At 45.2% G+C, this 18,744-nt stretch carries 17 protein-coding genes; 9 read left to right on the forward strand and 8 right to left on the reverse strand.

Features of this window, described 5'->3' with window-relative positions; translation table 11 throughout:
• The first annotated feature begins 176 nt into the window (after positions 1–176).
• A complete protein-coding gene (locus AB6E85_RS19745; RefSeq protein WP_372143837.1) occupies positions 177–1,076 on the forward strand; it encodes a DMT family transporter in 900 nt (299 codons plus the stop codon).
• On the opposite strand, the gene AB6E85_RS19750 is transcribed toward AB6E85_RS19745, so the two are convergent.
• Positions 1,073–1,975 (reverse strand): LysR family transcriptional regulator, encoded by a 903-nt coding sequence (locus AB6E85_RS19750; protein ID WP_048609931.1) that lies wholly within the window; start codon positions 1,973–1,975, stop codon positions 1,073–1,075. The two genes, AB6E85_RS19745 and AB6E85_RS19750, sit on opposite strands and share 4 nt — an antisense overlap.
• Positions 1,976–2,163: 188 nt before the next feature.
• Between AB6E85_RS19750 and AB6E85_RS19755 the strand changes: the two genes are divergently transcribed.
• Positions 2,164–4,236, forward strand: coding sequence for an alkyl/aryl-sulfatase (locus AB6E85_RS19755; protein WP_372143839.1), 2,073 nt, complete (start codon positions 2,164–2,166; stop codon positions 4,234–4,236).
• 250 nt (positions 4,237–4,486) lie between these two features.
• On the opposite strand, the gene AB6E85_RS19760 is transcribed toward AB6E85_RS19755, so the two are convergent.
• The gene (locus AB6E85_RS19760) at positions 4,487–4,825 is read right to left on the reverse strand and encodes a DUF1840 domain-containing protein (protein ID WP_372143841.1); all 339 of its coding nucleotides are present in this window, start codon (positions 4,823–4,825) and stop codon (positions 4,487–4,489) included.
• Positions 4,826–5,127: 302 nt separating this feature from the next.
• On the opposite strand from AB6E85_RS19760, the gene AB6E85_RS19765 reads away from it, so the two are divergent.
• Positions 5,128–6,318, forward strand: coding sequence for a GGDEF domain-containing protein (locus AB6E85_RS19765; RefSeq protein ID WP_372143911.1), 1,191 nt, complete (start codon positions 5,128–5,130; stop codon positions 6,316–6,318).
• A 25-nt stretch (positions 6,319–6,343) separates the two neighbouring features.
• Here the strand turns inward: AB6E85_RS19765 and AB6E85_RS19770 are convergent, their stop codons facing one another.
• Positions 6,344–6,628 carry a hypothetical protein gene (locus AB6E85_RS19770; RefSeq protein ID WP_048610314.1) on the reverse strand — a complete coding sequence of 95 codons (285 nt, stop codon included), beginning with the start codon at positions 6,626–6,628 and terminating at the stop codon, positions 6,344–6,346.
• 157 nt (positions 6,629–6,785) lie between these two features.
• Here AB6E85_RS19770 and AB6E85_RS19775 point away from each other — a divergent pair, with 157 nt between their 5' ends.
• Complete coding sequence (locus tag AB6E85_RS19775) at positions 6,786–7,658, forward strand: pirin family protein (protein WP_372143843.1); 873 nt, start codon at positions 6,786–6,788, stop codon at positions 7,656–7,658.
• A gap of 211 nt (positions 7,659–7,869) precedes the next feature.
• Here AB6E85_RS19775 and AB6E85_RS19780 read toward each other — a convergent pair whose 3' ends face one another.
• Positions 7,870–8,151 (reverse strand): pyrimidine/purine nucleoside phosphorylase, encoded by a 282-nt coding sequence (locus AB6E85_RS19780; protein WP_017057600.1) that lies wholly within the window; start codon positions 8,149–8,151, stop codon positions 7,870–7,872.
• Positions 8,152–8,458: 307 nt separating this feature from the next.
• Between AB6E85_RS19780 and AB6E85_RS19785 the strand changes: the two genes are divergently transcribed.
• Positions 8,459–8,923, forward strand: a complete 465-nt coding sequence (locus tag AB6E85_RS19785) for a DUF2850 domain-containing protein (RefSeq protein ID WP_372143845.1) — start codon at positions 8,459–8,461, stop codon at positions 8,921–8,923.
• A gap of 398 nt (positions 8,924–9,321) precedes the next feature.
• The gene (locus AB6E85_RS19790; protein ID WP_372143847.1) at positions 9,322–11,856 is read left to right on the forward strand and encodes a glycosyl hydrolase family 18 protein; all 2,535 of its coding nucleotides are present in this window, start codon (positions 9,322–9,324) and stop codon (positions 11,854–11,856) included.
• A gap of 158 nt (positions 11,857–12,014) precedes the next feature.
• On the opposite strand, the gene AB6E85_RS19795 is transcribed toward AB6E85_RS19790, so the two are convergent.
• Positions 12,015–12,863: an alpha/beta hydrolase gene (locus tag AB6E85_RS19795; protein WP_048610017.1), complete on the reverse strand. Its 849-nt coding sequence runs from the start codon at positions 12,861–12,863 to the stop codon at positions 12,015–12,017.
• Positions 12,864–13,055: 192 nt separating this feature from the next.
• A complete protein-coding gene (locus AB6E85_RS19800; RefSeq protein WP_065676404.1) occupies positions 13,056–13,649 on the reverse strand; it encodes a TetR/AcrR family transcriptional regulator in 594 nt (197 codons plus the stop codon).
• Between the two features lie 161 nt (positions 13,650–13,810).
• On the opposite strand from AB6E85_RS19800, the gene AB6E85_RS19805 reads away from it, so the two are divergent.
• Positions 13,811–14,767 (forward strand): AEC family transporter, encoded by a 957-nt coding sequence (locus tag AB6E85_RS19805; protein WP_048610304.1) that lies wholly within the window; start codon positions 13,811–13,813, stop codon positions 14,765–14,767.
• A gap of 123 nt (positions 14,768–14,890) precedes the next feature.
• Positions 14,891–15,931 (forward strand): acyltransferase, encoded by a 1,041-nt coding sequence (locus tag AB6E85_RS19810; protein WP_372143849.1) that lies wholly within the window; start codon positions 14,891–14,893, stop codon positions 15,929–15,931.
• A 125-nt stretch (positions 15,932–16,056) separates the two neighbouring features.
• On the opposite strand, the gene AB6E85_RS19815 is transcribed toward AB6E85_RS19810, so the two are convergent.
• Together AB6E85_RS19815 and AB6E85_RS19820 are read right to left on the reverse strand one after the other, a co-directional pair.
• Positions 16,057–16,935, reverse strand: a complete 879-nt coding sequence (locus AB6E85_RS19815) for a 6-carboxytetrahydropterin synthase (protein WP_081229076.1) — start codon at positions 16,933–16,935, stop codon at positions 16,057–16,059.
• A 231-nt stretch (positions 16,936–17,166) separates the two neighbouring features.
• Positions 17,167–17,991 carry a cupin domain-containing protein gene (locus AB6E85_RS19820; RefSeq protein WP_372143851.1) on the reverse strand — a complete coding sequence of 275 codons (825 nt, stop codon included), beginning with the start codon at positions 17,989–17,991 and terminating at the stop codon, positions 17,167–17,169.
• Positions 17,992–18,101: 110 nt separating this feature from the next.
• Here AB6E85_RS19820 and AB6E85_RS19825 point away from each other — a divergent pair, with 110 nt between their 5' ends.
• Positions 18,102–18,578 (forward strand): YHS domain-containing (seleno)protein, encoded by a 477-nt coding sequence (locus AB6E85_RS19825; protein ID WP_372143853.1) that lies wholly within the window; start codon positions 18,102–18,104, stop codon positions 18,576–18,578.
• The last annotated feature ends 166 nt before the right edge of the window (positions 18,579–18,744 follow it).

Below are 18,744 nucleotides of genomic sequence, written 5' to 3' on the forward strand. Positions count from 1 at the left end.
GTCTAACGTTAGATTACTCATCAAATCAGGATCAATAAACAGAACGAAATTCATCGAAGATGTTCCTGTTTAACGACTCAAACTTATGTCCATAACTGCACAGTATTGGTATCTATGTTTGTGTAATAGTTATCTTTCCTCCATAGTCGGGTTTTACACATTCTGAGATATAAGCCGTGAACTTTCTAAAATTAATAACTCTCGCTGCAATATGGGGTGGTTCGTTTCTGTTCATGAGAATTGCCGCTAATCCATTGGGCCCTGCGGTGTTGATTGAAGCGCGAGTGCTGTTTGCTGCCATCACTCTATTATTGGTCGCTATCTACTTAAGAAAGAAGTTGTCGTTCAATTCACATGCTAAACACTTCTTTATTCTTGGGTTGTTTAATACCGCAGTTCCCTTTTTACTGTTCGCTTATGCCGCGCAGACACTGAACGCCTCGACACTCGCCATCTTGAACTCTACCGCGCCAATATGGGCAGCAATCATTGGTGCGGTATGGACTAAAACAGCACTCGAGGCGCGAGTTCTATTAGGACTTGGGATTGGGGTAGCGGGAGTAGGAGTACTCGTTGGTTGGGATGCAATAAACATTGGCCATGAGGCTGTACTTCCTATTTTAGCTGCGGTGATGGCTGCCTTTAGCTACGGAATAGCATCAAACTATACCAAACAAGCACCTAAAGTTGAGGCATTCAATAATGCACATGGCAGCATGTGGGCGGCGGTCTTAATCGTATTGCCGTTTGTCTTTTTTATGCCGATAAGAGAGGCTCCGGATCTAACCATCACCACATCGGTGATCTTATTAGGCGCCGTGTGTACTGGCCTTGCTTACTTGCTTTACTTCAATCTCGTTTCTGAATTGGGTGCGCCTTCGGCTCTGTCTGTTACCTTTTTGATTCCAGTGTTTGGCATCTTATGGGGCAACCTTTTCTTAGACGAAGCGATTGGCCTTAATACTATTTTCGGATCGGTTCTGGTTATTACCGGTACCATGTTAGTAACCGGTATGACGCCTTCTAAGATGATAGAGAGCGCCAAACAAAAACGAGCAGCAAGAGCGGCTCGTTAATCAGCCATGTATTGTTGAATCTTGTTTCTCAACCACTGATGAGCAGGATTCAAATCGGTTCTCTTATGCCAGATCATGTATTGCTGCATCGGTAAGATTTCAAACGGCTGATCAAGGACTTGAAGCTGGAAAGGTTCAGAAAATTGATTGGCAAAATCACGCGACGTACTGCCAACACAATCTGAGCCCGATACCAGCACACACATGGTCATCAGTGAGTCACACTCTGCACTCACTTTTCTCTGTTTCAGTGGTGACTTGGTAAAATAATCTGCCGTATATAAACGGGTTCGACGCATTCTAAAAGTAACATGCTTTTCGTTGTAATATTGCTCTTCAGTCACTGAACCATTGATTCTAGGATGCCCCTTTCGAGCTATCAATACGAGTGCATCCTCAATCACAGGCTGCTTCATGTAGCCGTTAACTTGCGGGTAATGGATATCAATCGCTAAATCAGCTTGTTGCATGCTCAAGCCTTGCAATAATTCTTCTTCGTTGTTCGGGACCATATTGAATTCAATCGAGATATTGCCCAACGTCTCATCTTGCTCGACAAGGGGTTGAAGCTTGGTTAAACCGATCTCATTCACCAGGATACGAAACACATGATGCTGCTGATTATCAAATGTCTTTAAAGTGCTTACTGCGCTGCTTATCCCTTCTAGAGCAGGCTCTACTCGGTCTGCCAATTGCACCGCAGCGTTAGTCGGAATAATCCCACGCCCTTCACGAATAAACAGGTCGGTATCAAGCTGAGATTGCAATCGCTTCAATGCCCCGCTAACCCCAGGCTGAGTCATACCAAGCGATTCTGATGCAAGCGTGATCGACTTTAATCGATACACTTCTAAGAACACGCTCAATAGATTTAAATCCAACTTTTCCACGTCGCTCACCGTTACTCTCCCTGTCAATGTGGTCTTAATCAATCATAGGTCAGGATTCGTGTTCGTTCCCCAACCATTGTATGACTCAATACATAGCCAATCGTGATGTATTAAATAAAGCTTACTTTATTTTTTGCTATATGTCTTATTCCTATAATCGCCTCAACGAAACAAAATTCTGAAATGAAGAGGCTCTTATGACGACTTCACGCACGTTCAAAAATGCATCACTATTCCTAGCTATCTCGCTCGCATTCCCTGCAGTTGCAGCTAACCATGACCACGCACACTTCAGCGAAATTGGCGACCAAGGTGGCAAAAGCGCAACCGAGATGACGACCAAGGCAAACCAAGAGTTCGCAAAAACACTTAACTTTGCCGACACTCGCGCTTTCGACAATAACAACAAGGGTCTTATTGCTAGCTTCGACCAAGAGACGGGCGACATCATTCGCAATAGCTTTAACTTTATCGACCCAAGTGTGACGAATGCAGACCAAGCACCAGATTCAGTAAACCCTTCACTGTGGCGCCAAGCGGTATTGAACCAAGCAGCAGAAGGCTTATATGAAGTTGTTCCGGGTAAAGTTTACCAAGTTCGAGGTGCTGACTTAGCGTCTATCTCTTTCATTCGTAGTGACAACGGTTGGATCGCTTACGACGTACTTCTTACCAAAGAAGCGGCTGCTAAATCACTAAAATTCTTCAAGAACAATGTGCCTGATGGCGGCGAACTGCCCGTCGTTGCAATGATTTACTCTCACTCGCACGCTGATCACTTTGGTGGCGCAAGAGCAATCAAAGACGCATACCCAGATGTAAAAGTGTACGGTTCGAAAAACATTACTAAAGAAATCGTCGACGAAAACGTATTGGCGGGTAACGCAATGTCTCGTCGTACCGCTTATCAATATGGCGCAACCCTGAACCGTCACGAACACGGTATTGTTGATGCGGCACTGTCGAAAGGCCTATCAACCGGTAGCATTACTTACGTACTGCCAGACTACGAGCTGAACCATAACGAAGAGATTGAAACTCTGGTTATCGACGGCCTAGAAATGCAATTCATGGATGCTTCAGGTACCGAAGCGGCCTCTGAAATGGTGACGTATATTCCGAGCATGAAAGCACTTTGGACTGGCGAACTGACCTACCAAGGCATGCATAACCTGTACACGCTGCGTGGCGCTAAAGTACGTGACGGCTTGAAATGGTCGAAGAAGATCAACGAGATGTTAGTCACTTGGGGCGAAGATACAGAGGTGCTGTTTGCGTCTCACTCATCGCCAATTTGGGGCGAACAAGAGATCTCTGATTACCTAAAAATGCAGCGTGACGCTTACGGTTTTACTCATAACCAAACGCTTCGCTTAGCCAACAATGGTGTGGTTCTGCAAGACATCGGTGACGAGATTTACAAGGTAATGCCAGACAGCATTCAACAGTCTTGGCACACCAACGGTTACCACGGCACTTACTCTCACAACGCTCGCGCTGTGTACAACATGTACCTTGGTTACTTCGACATGAACCCAGCCAACCTAAACCCATTACCAATCAAGCCAGAATCGGTGAAGTTTGTTGAGTACATGGGCGGCAGCGATGCTGTGATTGAGAAAGCACAACAAGACTTCCAAGAAGGTGAATACCGCTTCGTTGCAACAGCACTGAATAAGGTGATTCAAGCTGAGCCAGAGAACAAAGTTGCACGTGGCTTATTGGCAGATACTTATGAGCAATTGGGTTATCAATCAGAAGGTGCAGGTTGGAGAAACATCTACCTAACCGGCGCACAAGAGCTTCGCATTGGCACACAACCGGGCGCACCAAAGACTGCATCTCCGGATGTGTTGGCGAATATGACCATTGAAAACCTACTCGATTACTTAGCCGTAAAAGTGGATTCGCTAAAAGCGCAAGAAACACCATTTACGTTAAATATTCAGCTACCAGATGTGCAAGAGTTCTACTACGTTGAAATGTCTAACGGTAACCTGAACAACATTCAAGTGAACGAGCTACAAGACGCCGATACGACACTGATCATCAATAAGTCTGACGTGTCTGACATCGTGCTTAAGAAAACAAACCTTGGAAAACTGTTAGAAGACGGACAAGCAGGCGTGAAAGGTGATAAGACATCACTTAACAAACTGCTGTCTTCACTGACAGAAGCTGACACCTCTTTTGAGATTGTACCGCGTCCAAATAAAGGCGAAGAAGTTGATGCAGAGCTATACCAAGATTCAGCGGTACACGCTCATTAAACGCCAGATACACTAAATAAAAACAACAGCAGTTAGCTAGAAAAACGTTCTATAAAGATGTCTCGTCCTAACATACGTTGACAGTATCCTGAAAAGCCAGCAGCGTTAGCTGTTGGCTTTTTCATGTGCCTCACTTCACGTTCTTACTAGGGTTTGCACCCGGTCCATTTTCGTGTGCTTTAGCAAAGTAAAAACAGTCGAATAAAGTAAGCAAAGCTAACCAAACCCCCACGACTTGTTATTTAAAGTACTATAGTCGCTTGCCGCTACCGTCTTCCCACATCACTTCGCACTCATCCTTGATGGCGGCCTTTAATAATTCAACCAGTGGGAACGCTCGGCTACCGATATTAACAGGTGCTTCAACCACCTCTTCTTCATTGTCGTTATCAGTATTTTCTTGCTCTACGGGCTTGCTCTGCTCTGCTGCAATCGCAGCACGTAGATTATCCAGAGCTTGAGGAACCTCTGAAGCATCCATAGCGCCTGGGATGGAGCCGCTATGCCCAAGCATCTTGATGAACTGAAGGCCAACTTCACCAAACATCGTGACGCTAGCATGAGCTTTACAACTAAAGGTAATTAACATAATGAGCCTTTCTTAATTTTGGTCGTTTACAAACTATGTGGAGTAACTCACTGGAAAGCAAGTAGATAATATTCAAATCGCTCCAAGTACCTCGCTCGTCATCAGAAAACTCTGCACCTTCAGTGACACGCATCAACAATTATTATGAGTCACATCGATTTAATATGAAACCTTGATAGTAGTCACACTAAAAAGACGACTAACACTCCGCAATGACTATTATTTAATCTACTATTAACACCATTATCAAAAACTTTGGCACAAATCACATGAAAAGGCTCGTCGGCAGGCACCTAGAAGAAATGGCGGACATACGATCCACCCGCAAGCAAAAAATTGTCCACTCCTTTTCACTGACTGCCGCTGCGTTATTTATTTTCTATACTTGGGCCTACTTCCAAGGCCAGCATTACACGCTGTCAATGTTCGAATTGTGCTTCGCCATCATTGCCATCTCTAACGCTTTATATGTAAGAAAAGTCATCAATCCTGAGTATTCCGAATTGATTCTGAGTGGTGTTCTTCTAGTCCAAGGCGTTATCCTATTCTTGTACAGTCACGCCATCCCCGACCGCATACTTTGGCTCTACCCAATTCTGGCCGCGGTCATTTTCATTAATGATTTCAGAATTGGCATTATCTTCAGCACCTCATTTTGTCTGTTCATCAGCACCTTGATTACAGCAATGCCTAACAACTTTTCTTTGCCATTTAACAGCACACACAGATTTGTCCTTAGCTTATTTACCATGAGCTTGGTGTGCCACACATCCGCCTATTACTACACAAAAGCCGTCAGTTATATTCAACGCCTGTATAAAGAAGGCATTGAAGATCTCGCTTACAGAGATCAGTTAACTGGCTTGGCAAACCGTTGGAGCTTTGAACGCTGGGCGACAGAAAAACTAGCTACAGTCGATAGTGAGCGGTCACTTACGGCATTGGTCTTTTTGGATATAGATGACTTTAAAGGCATTAACGACAGCTACGGGCACGATGTGGGAGACAGTGTCTTACAGCATTTTGCCAATCGCTTGAGCAACAACATTCGAACCAGAGACAGAAAAAGCCATGAATACGATTATTCCATCGCGCGCTTTGCTGGAGACGAGTTTGTTCTGATGCTCTACGATGTGCCAACTCGTAAAGATCTAGACGGCATTCTAGATAGGATTTGCGGGCTGTTCGAAAGCGGCTGCCAAACAAACGAGAGAATCAAGGAGTTGACGCTCAGTGTTGGGGTTTCTTTGTATCCGCAAGATGCACAAGAATTACATGAGCTGACGAGATGTGCTGATAAAGCGATGTATGTGGCCAAGCATTCAGGAAAAAACCGCTACGCTTATTATCACGACAACCCAGTATCGACCTTGATAGAAGAACTACCAACGAGCCTTGTTAGCTCAGCACCGGATTCATCTGAACTTGAAGATTGCTTTGAAGCGAAGATCGAAGGGAACAATGTTACGCTATTAAAAACGCGCCAACGCTAGCCATTCCTATAACTGAGTGGCGCTGCTAACCTGCAAAGTACATAAGCCAAAGGCTCACTAACCCGATCATAATAATCCATATGACTTGACGTGTTCGGTTTGGGTTATTCCCTTTAGGTCGCCTCACCACGGTTTTAAAAGCAGCTTGCTTAGCTGACTGAATAAACGGTGCCTCAATCTCACGCTTTTTCACGCGGCGTTTAACGGCACTGTTTGCAACCTCTGTAAAGCGCTGGCTTTGCTCCGTTGTAAAGTCGTTATCAAAACCCATCCGACCATGCCTTTCGCCATGTTTTTGCTGAACTGCCATAGCGGCCTCCTTGGCGATATACTCTCTATTGAGTATAGACATAATTTCATATTGTGACCTGTTCAAGATTTTCGAATAAGTCACTCAACGCTGTGCCATCTTCTTTTTAAATCAAATTACATAAACTACAGCTATTCAAGTTTATGAGGGTTTCAAAATGACGAATGTAAGAGCAGTAGATCATGTGATTACAGCACATGCCACCTCAGATGGTGATGGCGTCAAAATCCAACGACTCGCAGGTTTTAATAACGCACGTTTCTCTCCATTTTTAATGATTGATGAACTTAAGTCGGATGAAAGCAAAGACTATGTTGGCGGCTTTCCTCCACATCCTCACCGTGGGATAGAAACGCTCACTTACATGCTCCAGGGTCACTTCCAACACAAAGACCATATGGGGAATGTTGGAGAGCTACGCAGCGGTGGCGCTCAATGGATGGCCGCAGGCCGTGGTGTCATTCATAGCGAAATGCCAATGATGGAAGAAGGTGCGCTGCATGGTTTTCAGATTTGGATAAACCAACCTGCGACACACAAAATGCAGCCAGCGCAGTATCACGATTTCCAAAGTGAAAGCATCGCAGAGCGTCAAAGTGAACAAAGTGGTTTGTTAAGAGTGATTGCCGGAGGGTTTGAACTGTACAACCAAACTGACGATGATGCAGAGGCTTTACGAGCGCAGGGGCCATTACAGAAAACAGGTGTGCCATTAAGCGTTGCGGATTGGCGCTCTCATTCTGGGCAAAAAGTCACGTTAGGGACTAATGTTAATCACAATGCCATGACTTACGTGTACAAGGGTAGTATTAAGATCGGCGACAAAGTGATCAACCAAGGTCAACTTGCCCTGCTCACCAAAGCTGACTTGCTGTCTTTGGGTAGCTTGGAAGATTCAGGGGTACTGATTTTTTCTGGTGAACCGATTAATGAACCTGTAGTGCACTATGGTCCGTTTGTCATGAACTCGATGGAAGAGATTGAACAGACAATTCAAGACTACAACAACGGTGTGTTTGAGACTTACTGATGTCTTGGCTTAGCGCTTAAAAGATTGAAGATTGAAGATTGAAGATATTTTGCAACGAACAACGATTTGGTTATCCATTTGATGACTACAAAAACAAGTGACACTATCCACTGCCGGTTACTATCACTTATTTAACCACGCTCCTAGAGCGTGGTTTTTTTCTATTCAATCAGAGGCAAACGATGCCCTGGTTGAACAAATTTAGATCTAATTACAAGTACTCACACAGGTAAGCCGTCGCTTCTTTTACTTGTAGGTCGAATGAAGAGTCACCTGCAACATCAAAAGACTCACCAGATTGATATGTCGTCCAGTCATCATCGCCAACGCGCTTTACAATCAAAGCACCTTTAACAACGGTCATCTTTTCTGGAGCCGCAGTACCAAACGTGTACTCACCAGCTGCCATTACACCAACACTCACATCAGCACCAGACTGGTTAAACGCTAACGACTTAACGCCACCTTCAAAGTATGTGTTTTCTTTAATCATTGTACTTCCTTGTTATCTTCAAATTGCAATTATTGAGCTCACCGAGTAAGCCTATGCGTAAATTTAGGTGATAATTGTTTTAACCAATTCGAGACTTTCCTACAAGAAATAAATACGCATAGCTTAAGCATTTCTGGAATTCGCTTTCATTGATAACGTAAATAATGAGGAGCAAGGCTAAAAATCACTAACGCAACCACATTTATTAGAACATTCGATCCTGCTTCTAACTCTTAGAACAATTTTTGCAAACTAAGGTTTTAGTTAATAGAATCTAAAACAATATCAGTCGAAAAATGAAGAGATAATGGCAAAAAAGCCGACTAAAAGCAGAGATCTATTTGCCAACTCGTTACTCTACAGCTTCCTATTAGCTGGCTTTATGGTTGCCCTCACCGCCGGCTATTTTGCTTACCAAGCCCACCAGCAATCTGTCAGCCCAAGCAACGTCTATGGCACATGGATAGAGATTGCGGCGCCACCTTACAACACCGATATCCTGACACTTTCAGAGAACGGTGTGATGATGAATCATCGTCTTATCACTACCTCATTCGATTTTGACGGGAAGATCGTCACGATCAACACTGGCTCTGGAACCACCGTTTACACCATCAGTGGTACTTACGATTCGCCTCGCTTGAAGCGATTAGAGCCAAGCGTACCATCTCAGCAATTTATTAAAGAAGGCTACGAAGATACTGCGACTGGTGATACCCATAGTGTCATGCAACAACGACGTGCTTCCTTAGCTGAGCAATTCAAAAGATAACCCTCTTATCCATACTGCCATAAGCATTCGTCTTCAAGTTTGCTCGTCGATCGAACACACTTGCTCAACATACTTCACTTTGTGATTCTGCTTCGATTCACAGTATTTTCTTATAGTTTGTCGCACCTTTTCATAACTTCATGTCGTGAATTTTCACTTGTGAGATTTTCCTACTGAAGGATGTTTTATTTTATAAAACATGGACTCAGCCTCTCATTCATTAAGCAACAGAATTGTAACAATATACAATTTTTTAGTTGTCCATCGAAAACGGATTTATTTTCAGTTATGAAATTAAAACTCTCTCGAATACTGACTGGGAAGCTCCTTCAAAACTGATTGGAGCCGTTTATGGGGCCAATTGGTTCTCGTAATCTTCAAGGAATGAGAGAAATAGTATGATTCGTATAAATACCTGTGCTGCAAGCATTGCTCTAGCGCTATCTGGTACAGCATTAGCTGCTCCAACAGCACCTAGCATCGACATGTACGGTTCCAACAACCTGCAATTTTCTAAAATTGAACTCGCGATGGAAACCACCTCTGGCTACAACCAGATGGTGAAATATCACGACCAAGCGAAGGTCGACGTTAAGTTCAACCAATGGAGCGGAACGTCAGGAAACACGTACAACATCTACTTTGATGGCGTTAAAGTGGCCACCGGCCCAATCACTGGCAGCCAAACCACAGCTTCTTTCGAATACGGCCAAGGCGGCTTATTTGAGATGGAAATCGAAGCGTGTGATGAAACAGGTTGTAGCAAGAGCGCACCGGCTCAAATCACTATCGCTGATACCGATGGCTCACACTTAGCGCCACTTGCGATGAATGTGGATCCGAACAACAAGTCGTACAACACAGATCCAAACACGGTAGTCGGTACTTACTTTGTTGAGTGGGGTATTTACGGTCGTGATTACACCGTTGATAACCTACCCGCTGACAACTTGACCCATATCCTTTATGGCTTCATCCCAATTTGTGGTCCGAACGAATCAGTTAAATCAGTAGGCGGTAATAGCTACAACGCACTCATGACAGCTTGTCAGGGTGTTAACGATTACGAAGTGGTAATTCATGACCCTTGGGCGGCATTCCAGAAGAGTTTCCCTCAAGCGGGACACGAATACAGCTCACCTATCAAGGGTAACTACGCAATGATGATGGCGCTCAAACAGCGTAATCCTGATTTGAAGATCATCCCATCTATTGGTGGCTGGACGCTGTCTGACCCGTTCTTTGATTTCACAACCAAAGCCAACCGTGACACCTTTGTAGCGTCTGTTAAGAAATTCTTAAACACATGGAAATTCTACGACGGTGTGGATATCGATTGGGAATTCCCTGGTGGAGGCGGTGCTGCTCCAGACCTTGGCGATCCTGTAAATGATGGCCCAGCTTACATTGCATTGATGGCAGAGCTGCGCGTGATGTTAGATGAGCTAGAAGCCGAGAACGGCCGTACTTACGAGCTAACATCAGCGATCGGTGTTGGTCACGATAAGATTGAAGACGTGGACTACGGCGATGCTATCCAATACATGGATTACATCTTCGCAATGACTTACGACTTCTACGGCGGTTGGAACAACGTGTTAGGTCACCAAACTGCGCTCAACTGCGGTAACTTCATGCGTCCTGGTCAATGTGATGGCACAGGCATTGATGAAAATGGCGAACAGTACACAGGCCCAGCTTACACCACAGACAACGGCATCCAATTGTTGCTTGAGCAAGGTGTTCCAGCGAACAAACTTGTGGTTGGTATAGCGATGTACGGTCGTGGTTGGGAAGGCGTATTACCATCATCACTTTCAGATCCTAGCGATCCTATGACTGGCGTAGGTAACGGCAAACTGAAAGGTAGCTCTGCGCAAGGCGTATGGGAAGATGGCGTTATTGATTACAAAGGCATTAAAGCGAACATGCTTGGTGCGAATAACCAAGGCATCAACGGCTTCGAATATGGCTACGACGAATTGGCAGAAGCACCTTACGTTTGGAACCGCACTTCAGGTCAGCTAATCACATTTGATGACGACCGCTCGGTAAAAGCAAAAGGCGCGTACGTTCGTAGCCTTGGCCTTGCGGGTCTATTCTCTTGGGAAATTGATGCAGATAACGGCGACATTCTGAATGCAATGCATGAAGGCCTAGCGGGCGGTACAACAGATCCTGTCAACCGCAAACCAACGGCAGCCGCAGGCGCAGACCAATCCGTTGAAGGCCCAGCTTTTGTTTCTCTAGATGGCAGCGCTTCAAAAGACAGCGACGGCACAATTGCGAGCTACGCTTGGTCACAAGTAAGCGGTACGGCAGTAACGCTGGCGAACGCTAATGCGGCTGTTGCAAGCTTCGATGTGGTTGAAGTCGCGCAACAAGAAGCACTCACGTTCAGCCTAACGGTAACTGATAACGAAGGCGCTACTGCAACTGACACCGTTGTTGTAACGGTAACTCCTAAAGACACAGGCCCAGTCAATACAGCACCAGTTGCTGTGGTTACGGCTCCGGCTGAAGTGAATGCAGGTGATGTAGTCGTGGTTGATGCTTCGGCTTCAAGCGATTCAGACCAAGACACATTGACCTTCACGTGGGATGTACCTGCTGGTATCGATGCAACGGTTCAAGGTTCTTCAGTGAGCTTTGTCGCGGCGGAATACACGCAAGATACAACGCTGAACTTCTCTGTAACGGTCAGCGATGGCACTGATACATCGGTTGCGGCTACTTCAGTGAAAGTTCTTAAGAAAACCACAGGCGGCGGTACGTGTACTAACGCTTGGGATTCAGGCGCGGTTTACACTGGTGGCGACCAAGTGACTCAAGGCGGTAAGATTTGGGAAGCGAAATGGTGGACAACCGGTGAAGATCCAACAACGACAGGCCAATGGGGCGTGTGGAAAGAGATCGGCCCAGCAAGCTGCTAACTAAAAGTAGTGCTTAGTTAAATACTGACTAAGCATCAACTAAATCCCTAAAACAAAGGCCAACCAGATAATGTCTGGTTGGCCTTTTTATTTATGTTTTCTGACCTTTGAGCTTACGATCTTTTTACTGGCGTCCTACTGACTTACGATCGTTGGACTTAGCCAATCAAGTTATCAAAGCTCTCGAATACTTGTGGGCACTTCATTACTCGCCCGTGGCCCTGTCCTTGAGTCGCAATTAAAGTAACGCGACCCATTTCATTAGCAGCACGCTGAGACACATCAAACTTAGTAAACTTGTCTTGCTCGTCATGAACGATGATCGTCTGAGACTCACGAAGCGCTAGCTTTCCATAGGGATCAACAGACTGAATTGGGTAGTTAAACTGCTCTTCGACTTCTCCGACTACCGCCTCAAACAGTTTCATTGAGTAGCCAGAACGCGCAACGCTGCCAAATAGGTTTTCTAGATAATCCAGTACAGGCGCAATCAGCAATAGTGGTTTATTTTCCAATTTAACGTGCTTACATTCCAACGCAGAAGCCGTCCCCATACTATGACCGACCAAACCTGCCACTTCCCCCACCGAATCTAGAATGGCTTCAAGACCGTTCACAAACGCAGGAATATGACCATGTACACCATCGCTGCCACCATGAGCAGGATGATCGTAAGCCAGAGCCGTAAAACCTTTAGCAGCAATATGTTCCATCAGAGGGAAAAACTGACTCGCGGTGCCAGACCAACCATGAGTCAGCACCCAAACAGGCCCCGTACCTAAAGAATAGGTTTTTAGAACGCCATCACGACCTTCAATTTCACTCTTGATAAGCCCTTGGGGATCAGCATTTTTTTGCTCAGTACGCATTGGAGTGAGCAGCAGCTTACGTGCTGTTTTCTTCGCATGACTCGGCGCTAGGATGTAATGAAGATTGGTTGTTGCGCCAATTAAGCTGCGCTTGAAGCTGAATTTGTTCGATGTATTAAAGTAGATTTTGTCACTCATGACCGTTCCTTGTATCGCCATCATCATTGGCGGATCGAGCTCGGTCCTAAAAAACCGAACGACCGTGCTATTTGTTGGTGTAAAAAATGGCGATAGCGCTTTTTATGCTTGCTTGTCGCCACTTCTCTAAAATCTTTTGCAAACCTTAGTGAAACAAAGTCACATGCTTTGCGAACTAAATGACTTGGCGAGTTAAACCGCTTTCCAACTAGCGATTAAGCGCTGTACGCCACTCCAAAAATGGGTATGGCTCGCTTGTTGGCCTCGCAACGAGTAGAACAAGTTCGCACTCAAGTAGAGGCCGTATAACTCAAAGGTAGCCTGTTTAGGATCTAAATCGGCTCTGAACTGTTTGCTCTCAACCGCTTTTGCTACCTGAATCGTCAAGTAATCAATCCACACTGAAATCGTTTTCTGCAGTGCTTTCTGAATCACAGACGTTTCACTGCCCGCATCTTTCCATGCATCAATAAACATGCAACTGCCTTGGAACGAATGGTTCCAACCCAGCCAGTTATCGAGCAGCTGCTTCAATTTCGCTTCAATATCACCATCACCCAGCTCTCTTGCGGGAATGATGACTCTTTCGGTGAATATAGCGTTGGAATACTCGAGTACAGAGAGTTGCAGGTTCTCTTTAGAGTTGAAGTGTGCAAACAAGCCACTCTTAGACATGCCACACTGCTTGGCTAACTCGCCAATCGTCAAACTCTCAAGCCCATTCTCACTCGCAAGCGCGAATGCATGGCTCAAAATATACTCTTTGGTTATCTTTCCCTTGCTCATTATTCACCAATAATAAATCTGATACATTATTTTTAGCACGTTCGTTCTTTTTTTCAAGATTTTTTACTTAACCCTTGGTATTCATTTTGTATTATCAAAGAATTGTGGAAAAATGCGACAATATTCAAAGGAAATTGAAATCGGCTAACAAAGGAAAAACAATGAACACACTTTGGGAACAGTTTGCGTTTTCGGCGTCGGTAACAGGCCCTATCTGTTTAATGCTGTTTCTTGGTGTGATGCTCAAGCGAATCGGCTTAATCAATGACAATTTCATTGATGTCGCATCTAAGGTGGTATTTCAAGTCACCCTGCCCGCAATGCTATTTCTGAGTATTGTTCAATCGAATCACAACTTTTCAGCCAGTAGCGCGTTAGTTGCCTTTGGCGTCATCGCTAACTTTGTCTTTTTCTTGTTCACGATTTTCTCGACCAAGTTAGTATTTAAAGGTTCGAAAGATCAAGGTGTGATTGTCCAAGGTGGATTTCGCGCTAATACCGCGATCATCGGCCTCGCCTATGTGGCTAATATCTATGGCAACCAAGGCGTGGCATTGGCGGCAATCTATGTCGCATCTCTAACCGTGCTGTATAACATTCAAGCCGTGATTGCACTGACACCCAAAGGCGAAGACACAGGCGCGAAAGCGATTAAAGTAATCGCCAAGTCGATTACCAAAAACCCATTGATCATCGCTATTTTCTTAGCGGTCGTCTTCTATGCACTTTCGATTCCTATCCCCAAAATGGTCACTGACGCTGGCCAATACTTTGCCAACATGACGTTACCTTTGGCTCTGCTGTGTACTGGTGGGTCGCTGGATATCAGCTCACTCAAACAAGAAAAATTGTCGACGTGGTTCGCCTCTAGCTACAAGTTAATTGCCTCACCGTTACTGATTACACTGGCGGCTGGGTACTTAGGATTTGAAGGGCTCGATCTCGGGCTTATCTTCTTGATGAGCGCGGCACCAACGGCAGCGGCAAGCTACGTTATGGCTCGTGCGATGGGAGGAAACTCAACACTGGCGGCTAACATCATCGCGCTTACTACTGTTGTTTCTCTTATCACTTGTACACTCGGTATTTTTGTACTTACTGCAATGGATTTAATATAGCTGCGACAGGCTTCAAAAAACCGACACAAGCCTTGAAACAAAGGTCATAAGCCTTGATTTAGGACTAACTGGTTGGGCATAAAGACTGCTAGATTTCGTAAAAATTTTACTAAGAGATCTGATATGTCTTCCGTTCAACATACGCCTTCACAACACATCGCCAGTATCGAGTTAGGCCGAGTGATTGCTATCTTGGCGATCATTGGTTTACACGGTCAAATGGCACTCACTTATTGGCAAATAGATGAAGTACCTTGGATCGGTTATGTACTCAACCAAACCGCTCGTTTTGCGGTACCTCTGTTTTTCCTAATCTCCGGTTATCTTATTCAGCCCAAGTTGACTGCCTCCCCGTGGCAAACCGTCATTAATTACTCTAAACCACTGCTTAAGGTTTGGTTGGTATGGAGCATCATTTGCCTAGTGATGCCATTCAACCTCGCGAAGGTAGAAGAGTTTGGATACCTAGGTGAGCGCCAAGGCTATTGGGGTTTCTTAATGAACACTCCGCTTAACTCTTTCTTAGAGGGTGGATTGGTTCATTTATGGTTTATTCCCGCTCTCGTATGTGCCGTTTTGATCATTGCTTTGATAATCGAAATGAAACTCGACAAACTGCTATTACCGGCGGCTATTGTACTTTACGTTTATGGTGTTTTGGCAGGCAGCTACGCAACGCTAACCGGGTTAGAAGCACCCTTCTTCACGCGTAATGGCCCGTTCTTTAGCACGTTAATGGTGACCTTAGGTTTCCTTATTCGTCAGAATCAATGGAAGGTGTCATCAACTAAAGCGTTGGGGCTATTAGCGTTAGGCATGTTGATTCACTTTGCTGAGGCGGCATGGCTCACCACGTTCGACGTCGGATTCAACATGAATGATTTCTTGTTTGGCACGGCGCTGTGGGGAATGGGCGTGTTCATGTGGCTTTTAGCAAATCCAAACATGGGTAACTACGCTTGGGTTCGCGCCATTTCAAATCGCATGCTGGGTATCTACGTCAGCCATCTGCTGATCATTATCGTGTTGTTCAATGTCTGCGGAGTTTTAGGCATTACGGAATTGGCAAAAGACGTTACGGTATTTTTTGGTACCGTATTGTTGAGCTTCGGGTTGGTTGTTGGAATCGAGAAAACACCACTGCGACGCGTGCTACTTCGCTAGTGTTTATGCCTAAAACTATCCGCTAAATCAATTTTAAAGAGCTACAAAAAATAAAGGCAAGATAACGAATTATCTTGCCTTTATTTCATAATGTCAGTAACGAGACTGTGTCACTCGTTGAAGTGTTATCGGAACGCCATTGCGCCCTTGCCAACACCTTCATAAGCGACGATTTGTAGTGATTGGTTCTCTGCTAGGCTCGGTTCAACTTGATCCGCAATATAGCCCGCAAGTAATTCCACCGTGGTATCGGTCGGCAAGATTTCCGTCTCACTCTTGGCAATCGCTAGCTCAAATTCGCCTTGTGGCGCGGTGTAGCGGAAGCCATAGTGACTTTCATCATTAACACTGTTCGCGTTTTCACTCAGGTTAAGTGATGAAACTGAAACTTGGTCTTCTTTAGAACCTAAATAAATGTCTTCCCAACGCTGAGCAAATGCTTGTTCGCGTTGCTCGTCACGCTGACCATCAACCACAATTTCTACTGGAGAACGGTGACCGTGGGCGATACGTTGGCAGTTGCCATCATGCTTTTTCAAACCATGAGTGTAGTGGTAAAACGCGCCATTAATGTTCTCATGACGTAGGGTGATCTCTAACCCTGTGACGTTACTTGGTAGGTTATCGCGAAGAATATTGTAAACGTGTGCGGTCACACTCTCGATAGTAATCGCTTCTGCATCAATCAAACAATATGCTTCATCAGGGCAATGTAGATGAAGGCTCTTGTCACCACGCAACACATCAACCTTAGAGTAGCCCGCTTTGCTCGCTTGAAGAACAATTGCAGCGTTTTGCATCGGCAGCAGTAAGCGGTGATCAACGTGCTCATCGACAAGCTGTTTGATCTGTTTTTTGACCTTGCTAAAATCCAGCACCATGCTCATTTCATTAAGTTCACCAGACATGGTGACATCTAAAATCCAACTATCTCCTACGACCCCTCTGTGTTCACAGATGTATGAAGAATCGATAACGGTAAGGTCTCTTACAAATAGGTTCAAGTTGAACTCCTTAATACTTTAATGAGATACGGGAGGCTGAATAATGTTCAGCAGGCACTTCGTCTCATTGGTGTCTAGATAAAATAGGACGGGCAGGATGTTACAACGCGCTTATAAAGTCCACCTTTTTACACCCTCTTCCGATAAAAGAACAAACTACATACAATTTCCGCTAAAACATAGACCAGCCAGATACGAATAGCCATAAATCGGGTGGGGTTGCCCGGCGCTTCACGACACATTTTGCTTTAGCCAAAGGCGCGGCGACACTCCCGCAACATGTTGAAAAGCACGTGAGAATCCTGAGTAGCTATTGTAACCCACTTCATCAGCGACCCAATTGATCGGCTTATTTTGCAATAACAGAGATTGAGCCACAGAGACTCGCCACTTTTGCACATAATCTCCCGGCGTTTCACCCACTTCTCGTTTGAACGCTTCAATAAACTGTGTGCGAGACATCGCGGCCAGTGACGCCATTTCAGCAATCGAATAGTGACGAGCAGGTAATCGATGAATAACCGTGACCACAGAAGCCAATCGAGGGTGAGCAAGTGCCGAGAAAACGCCGCTATCAATTTTCTGTTGTTCGATGAGATGGCGGAAAATCAAAGCCATCAAAGCGTCACTCAATTTGTCCATTAAGTACTGCTGCCCCGACGATTCTTGGCTCGACTCATTAGATAACACCTCGATCACTGGCATTAAGTTAGGAGCCTCCTCAAACGGAATCACTATCACGTCAGGCAGAGCCGACAATAAAGGATTCATCTGCCCTGAACGATACTCCACGTTCGCGCACACCACTTCCGCGCCGTCTCCCACGCCTTCAATCGCATGTGGCGTGCTATTCGGCAAATAAACAATGCAAGGCTGCGACAAATGCCTGTGTTCCGTGTGAGCGCTAGACAAGCTCAACTCCCCCGCGCTCAATACATGAAGGTGGCCCTCTTTACCTTGTTGCGCGTTAAATGACGATACTCCACACAGGTTTCCAGAATAGAAAACGCCAGTGCGTATCGAGAAGTGTTCCATGAGTTGTGAAAGCAGATCCATGCATCCTCCGAACGATTCGCTTAGTTTTTAGTTCTTTTGTCCCTCTATAGACCGGACGAGTGGGCTAAATTATTTCAAACAAGATAACCAACACTGACAAGGAACTTGATATGTCACACATGAAATCGACCAGTCAAAAAATCACTCTATTTGCCGCGTTACTAGGCACCAGCTTTTCGTTAATGGCAGCAGACCTTGATATGAGTGTCGACAGCAATGACCTCGCAATTAAAGGCTATGATCCTGTCGCTTACTTTGCCAATAAAGGCCCAGTAAAAGGCACATCTGAGTTCACAGCGACCTATAAGAATGCAATCTATAACTTTGCGAGCAGTGAAAACAGAGATGAATTTCGAGCCAATCCAGAAGCCTATGCCCCTCAATATGGCGGTTACTGCGCGTTTGGAGTAGCCATGGGTAAGAAGTTTGAAACCGACCCTCTCGCTTGGAAGGTAGAAGATGGGAAGTTGTATCTGAACTTAGACAAATCGGTTCAAAAACGTTGGCTGGAGAATACACAAGAGTTCATCCAAGACGCCAACAGCAACTGGACAACCATCAAAACCGTAGAAGCCTATAAGCTCTAGGTTCTAAGTTCTAGTCTATAGCGCTTATCCATTGCCCACGAATAAAACGGAAGCGACCGAACGCTTCCGTTTTCATTGGGATCTCCCCAAAGAGGTCAACCCAAAGCGATTAGCAACACCTACCAAGCCCATTTCTATTCTATACTTCTAGCAGATAAGCTTTTCT

Origin of the sequence: Vibrio sp. 10N.247.311.51, from assembly GCF_041467855.1 — a bacterium.
Lineage (GTDB): Bacteria > Pseudomonadota > Gammaproteobacteria > Enterobacterales > Vibrionaceae > Vibrio > Vibrio coralliirubri.

Bases quoted from the DNA above. Each gene is read 5' to 3' on its own strand.
- AB6E85_RS19755 (WP_372143839.1), top strand. From the start codon at position 2,164: ATGACGACTTCACGCACGTTCAAAAATGCATCACTATTCCTAGCTATC.
- AB6E85_RS19760 (WP_372143841.1), bottom strand. From the start codon at position 4,825: ATGTTAATTACCTTTAGTTGTAAAGCTCATGCTAGCGTCACGATGTTT.
- AB6E85_RS19765 (WP_372143911.1), top strand. From the start codon at position 5,128: ATGGCGGACATACGATCCACCCGCAAGCAAAAAATTGTCCACTCCTTT.
- AB6E85_RS19770 (WP_048610314.1), bottom strand. From the start codon at position 6,628: ATGGCAGTTCAGCAAAAACATGGCGAAAGGCATGGTCGGATGGGTTTT.
- AB6E85_RS19775 (WP_372143843.1), top strand. From the start codon at position 6,786: ATGACGAATGTAAGAGCAGTAGATCATGTGATTACAGCACATGCCACC.
- AB6E85_RS19780 (WP_017057600.1), bottom strand. From the start codon at position 8,151: ATGATTAAAGAAAACACATACTTTGAAGGTGGCGTTAAGTCGTTAGCG.
- AB6E85_RS19785 (WP_372143845.1), top strand. From the start codon at position 8,459: ATGGCAAAAAAGCCGACTAAAAGCAGAGATCTATTTGCCAACTCGTTA.
- AB6E85_RS19790 (WP_372143847.1), top strand. From the start codon at position 9,322: ATGATTCGTATAAATACCTGTGCTGCAAGCATTGCTCTAGCGCTATCT.
- AB6E85_RS19795 (WP_048610017.1), bottom strand. From the start codon at position 12,863: ATGAGTGACAAAATCTACTTTAATACATCGAACAAATTCAGCTTCAAG.
- AB6E85_RS19800 (WP_065676404.1), bottom strand. From the start codon at position 13,649: ATGAGCAAGGGAAAGATAACCAAAGAGTATATTTTGAGCCATGCATTC.
- AB6E85_RS19805 (WP_048610304.1), top strand. From the start codon at position 13,811: ATGAACACACTTTGGGAACAGTTTGCGTTTTCGGCGTCGGTAACAGGC.
- AB6E85_RS19810 (WP_372143849.1), top strand. From the start codon at position 14,891: ATGTCTTCCGTTCAACATACGCCTTCACAACACATCGCCAGTATCGAG.
- AB6E85_RS19820 (WP_372143851.1), bottom strand. From the start codon at position 17,991: ATGGATCTGCTTTCACAACTCATGGAACACTTCTCGATACGCACTGGC.
- AB6E85_RS19825 (WP_372143853.1), top strand. From the start codon at position 18,102: ATGTCACACATGAAATCGACCAGTCAAAAAATCACTCTATTTGCCGCG.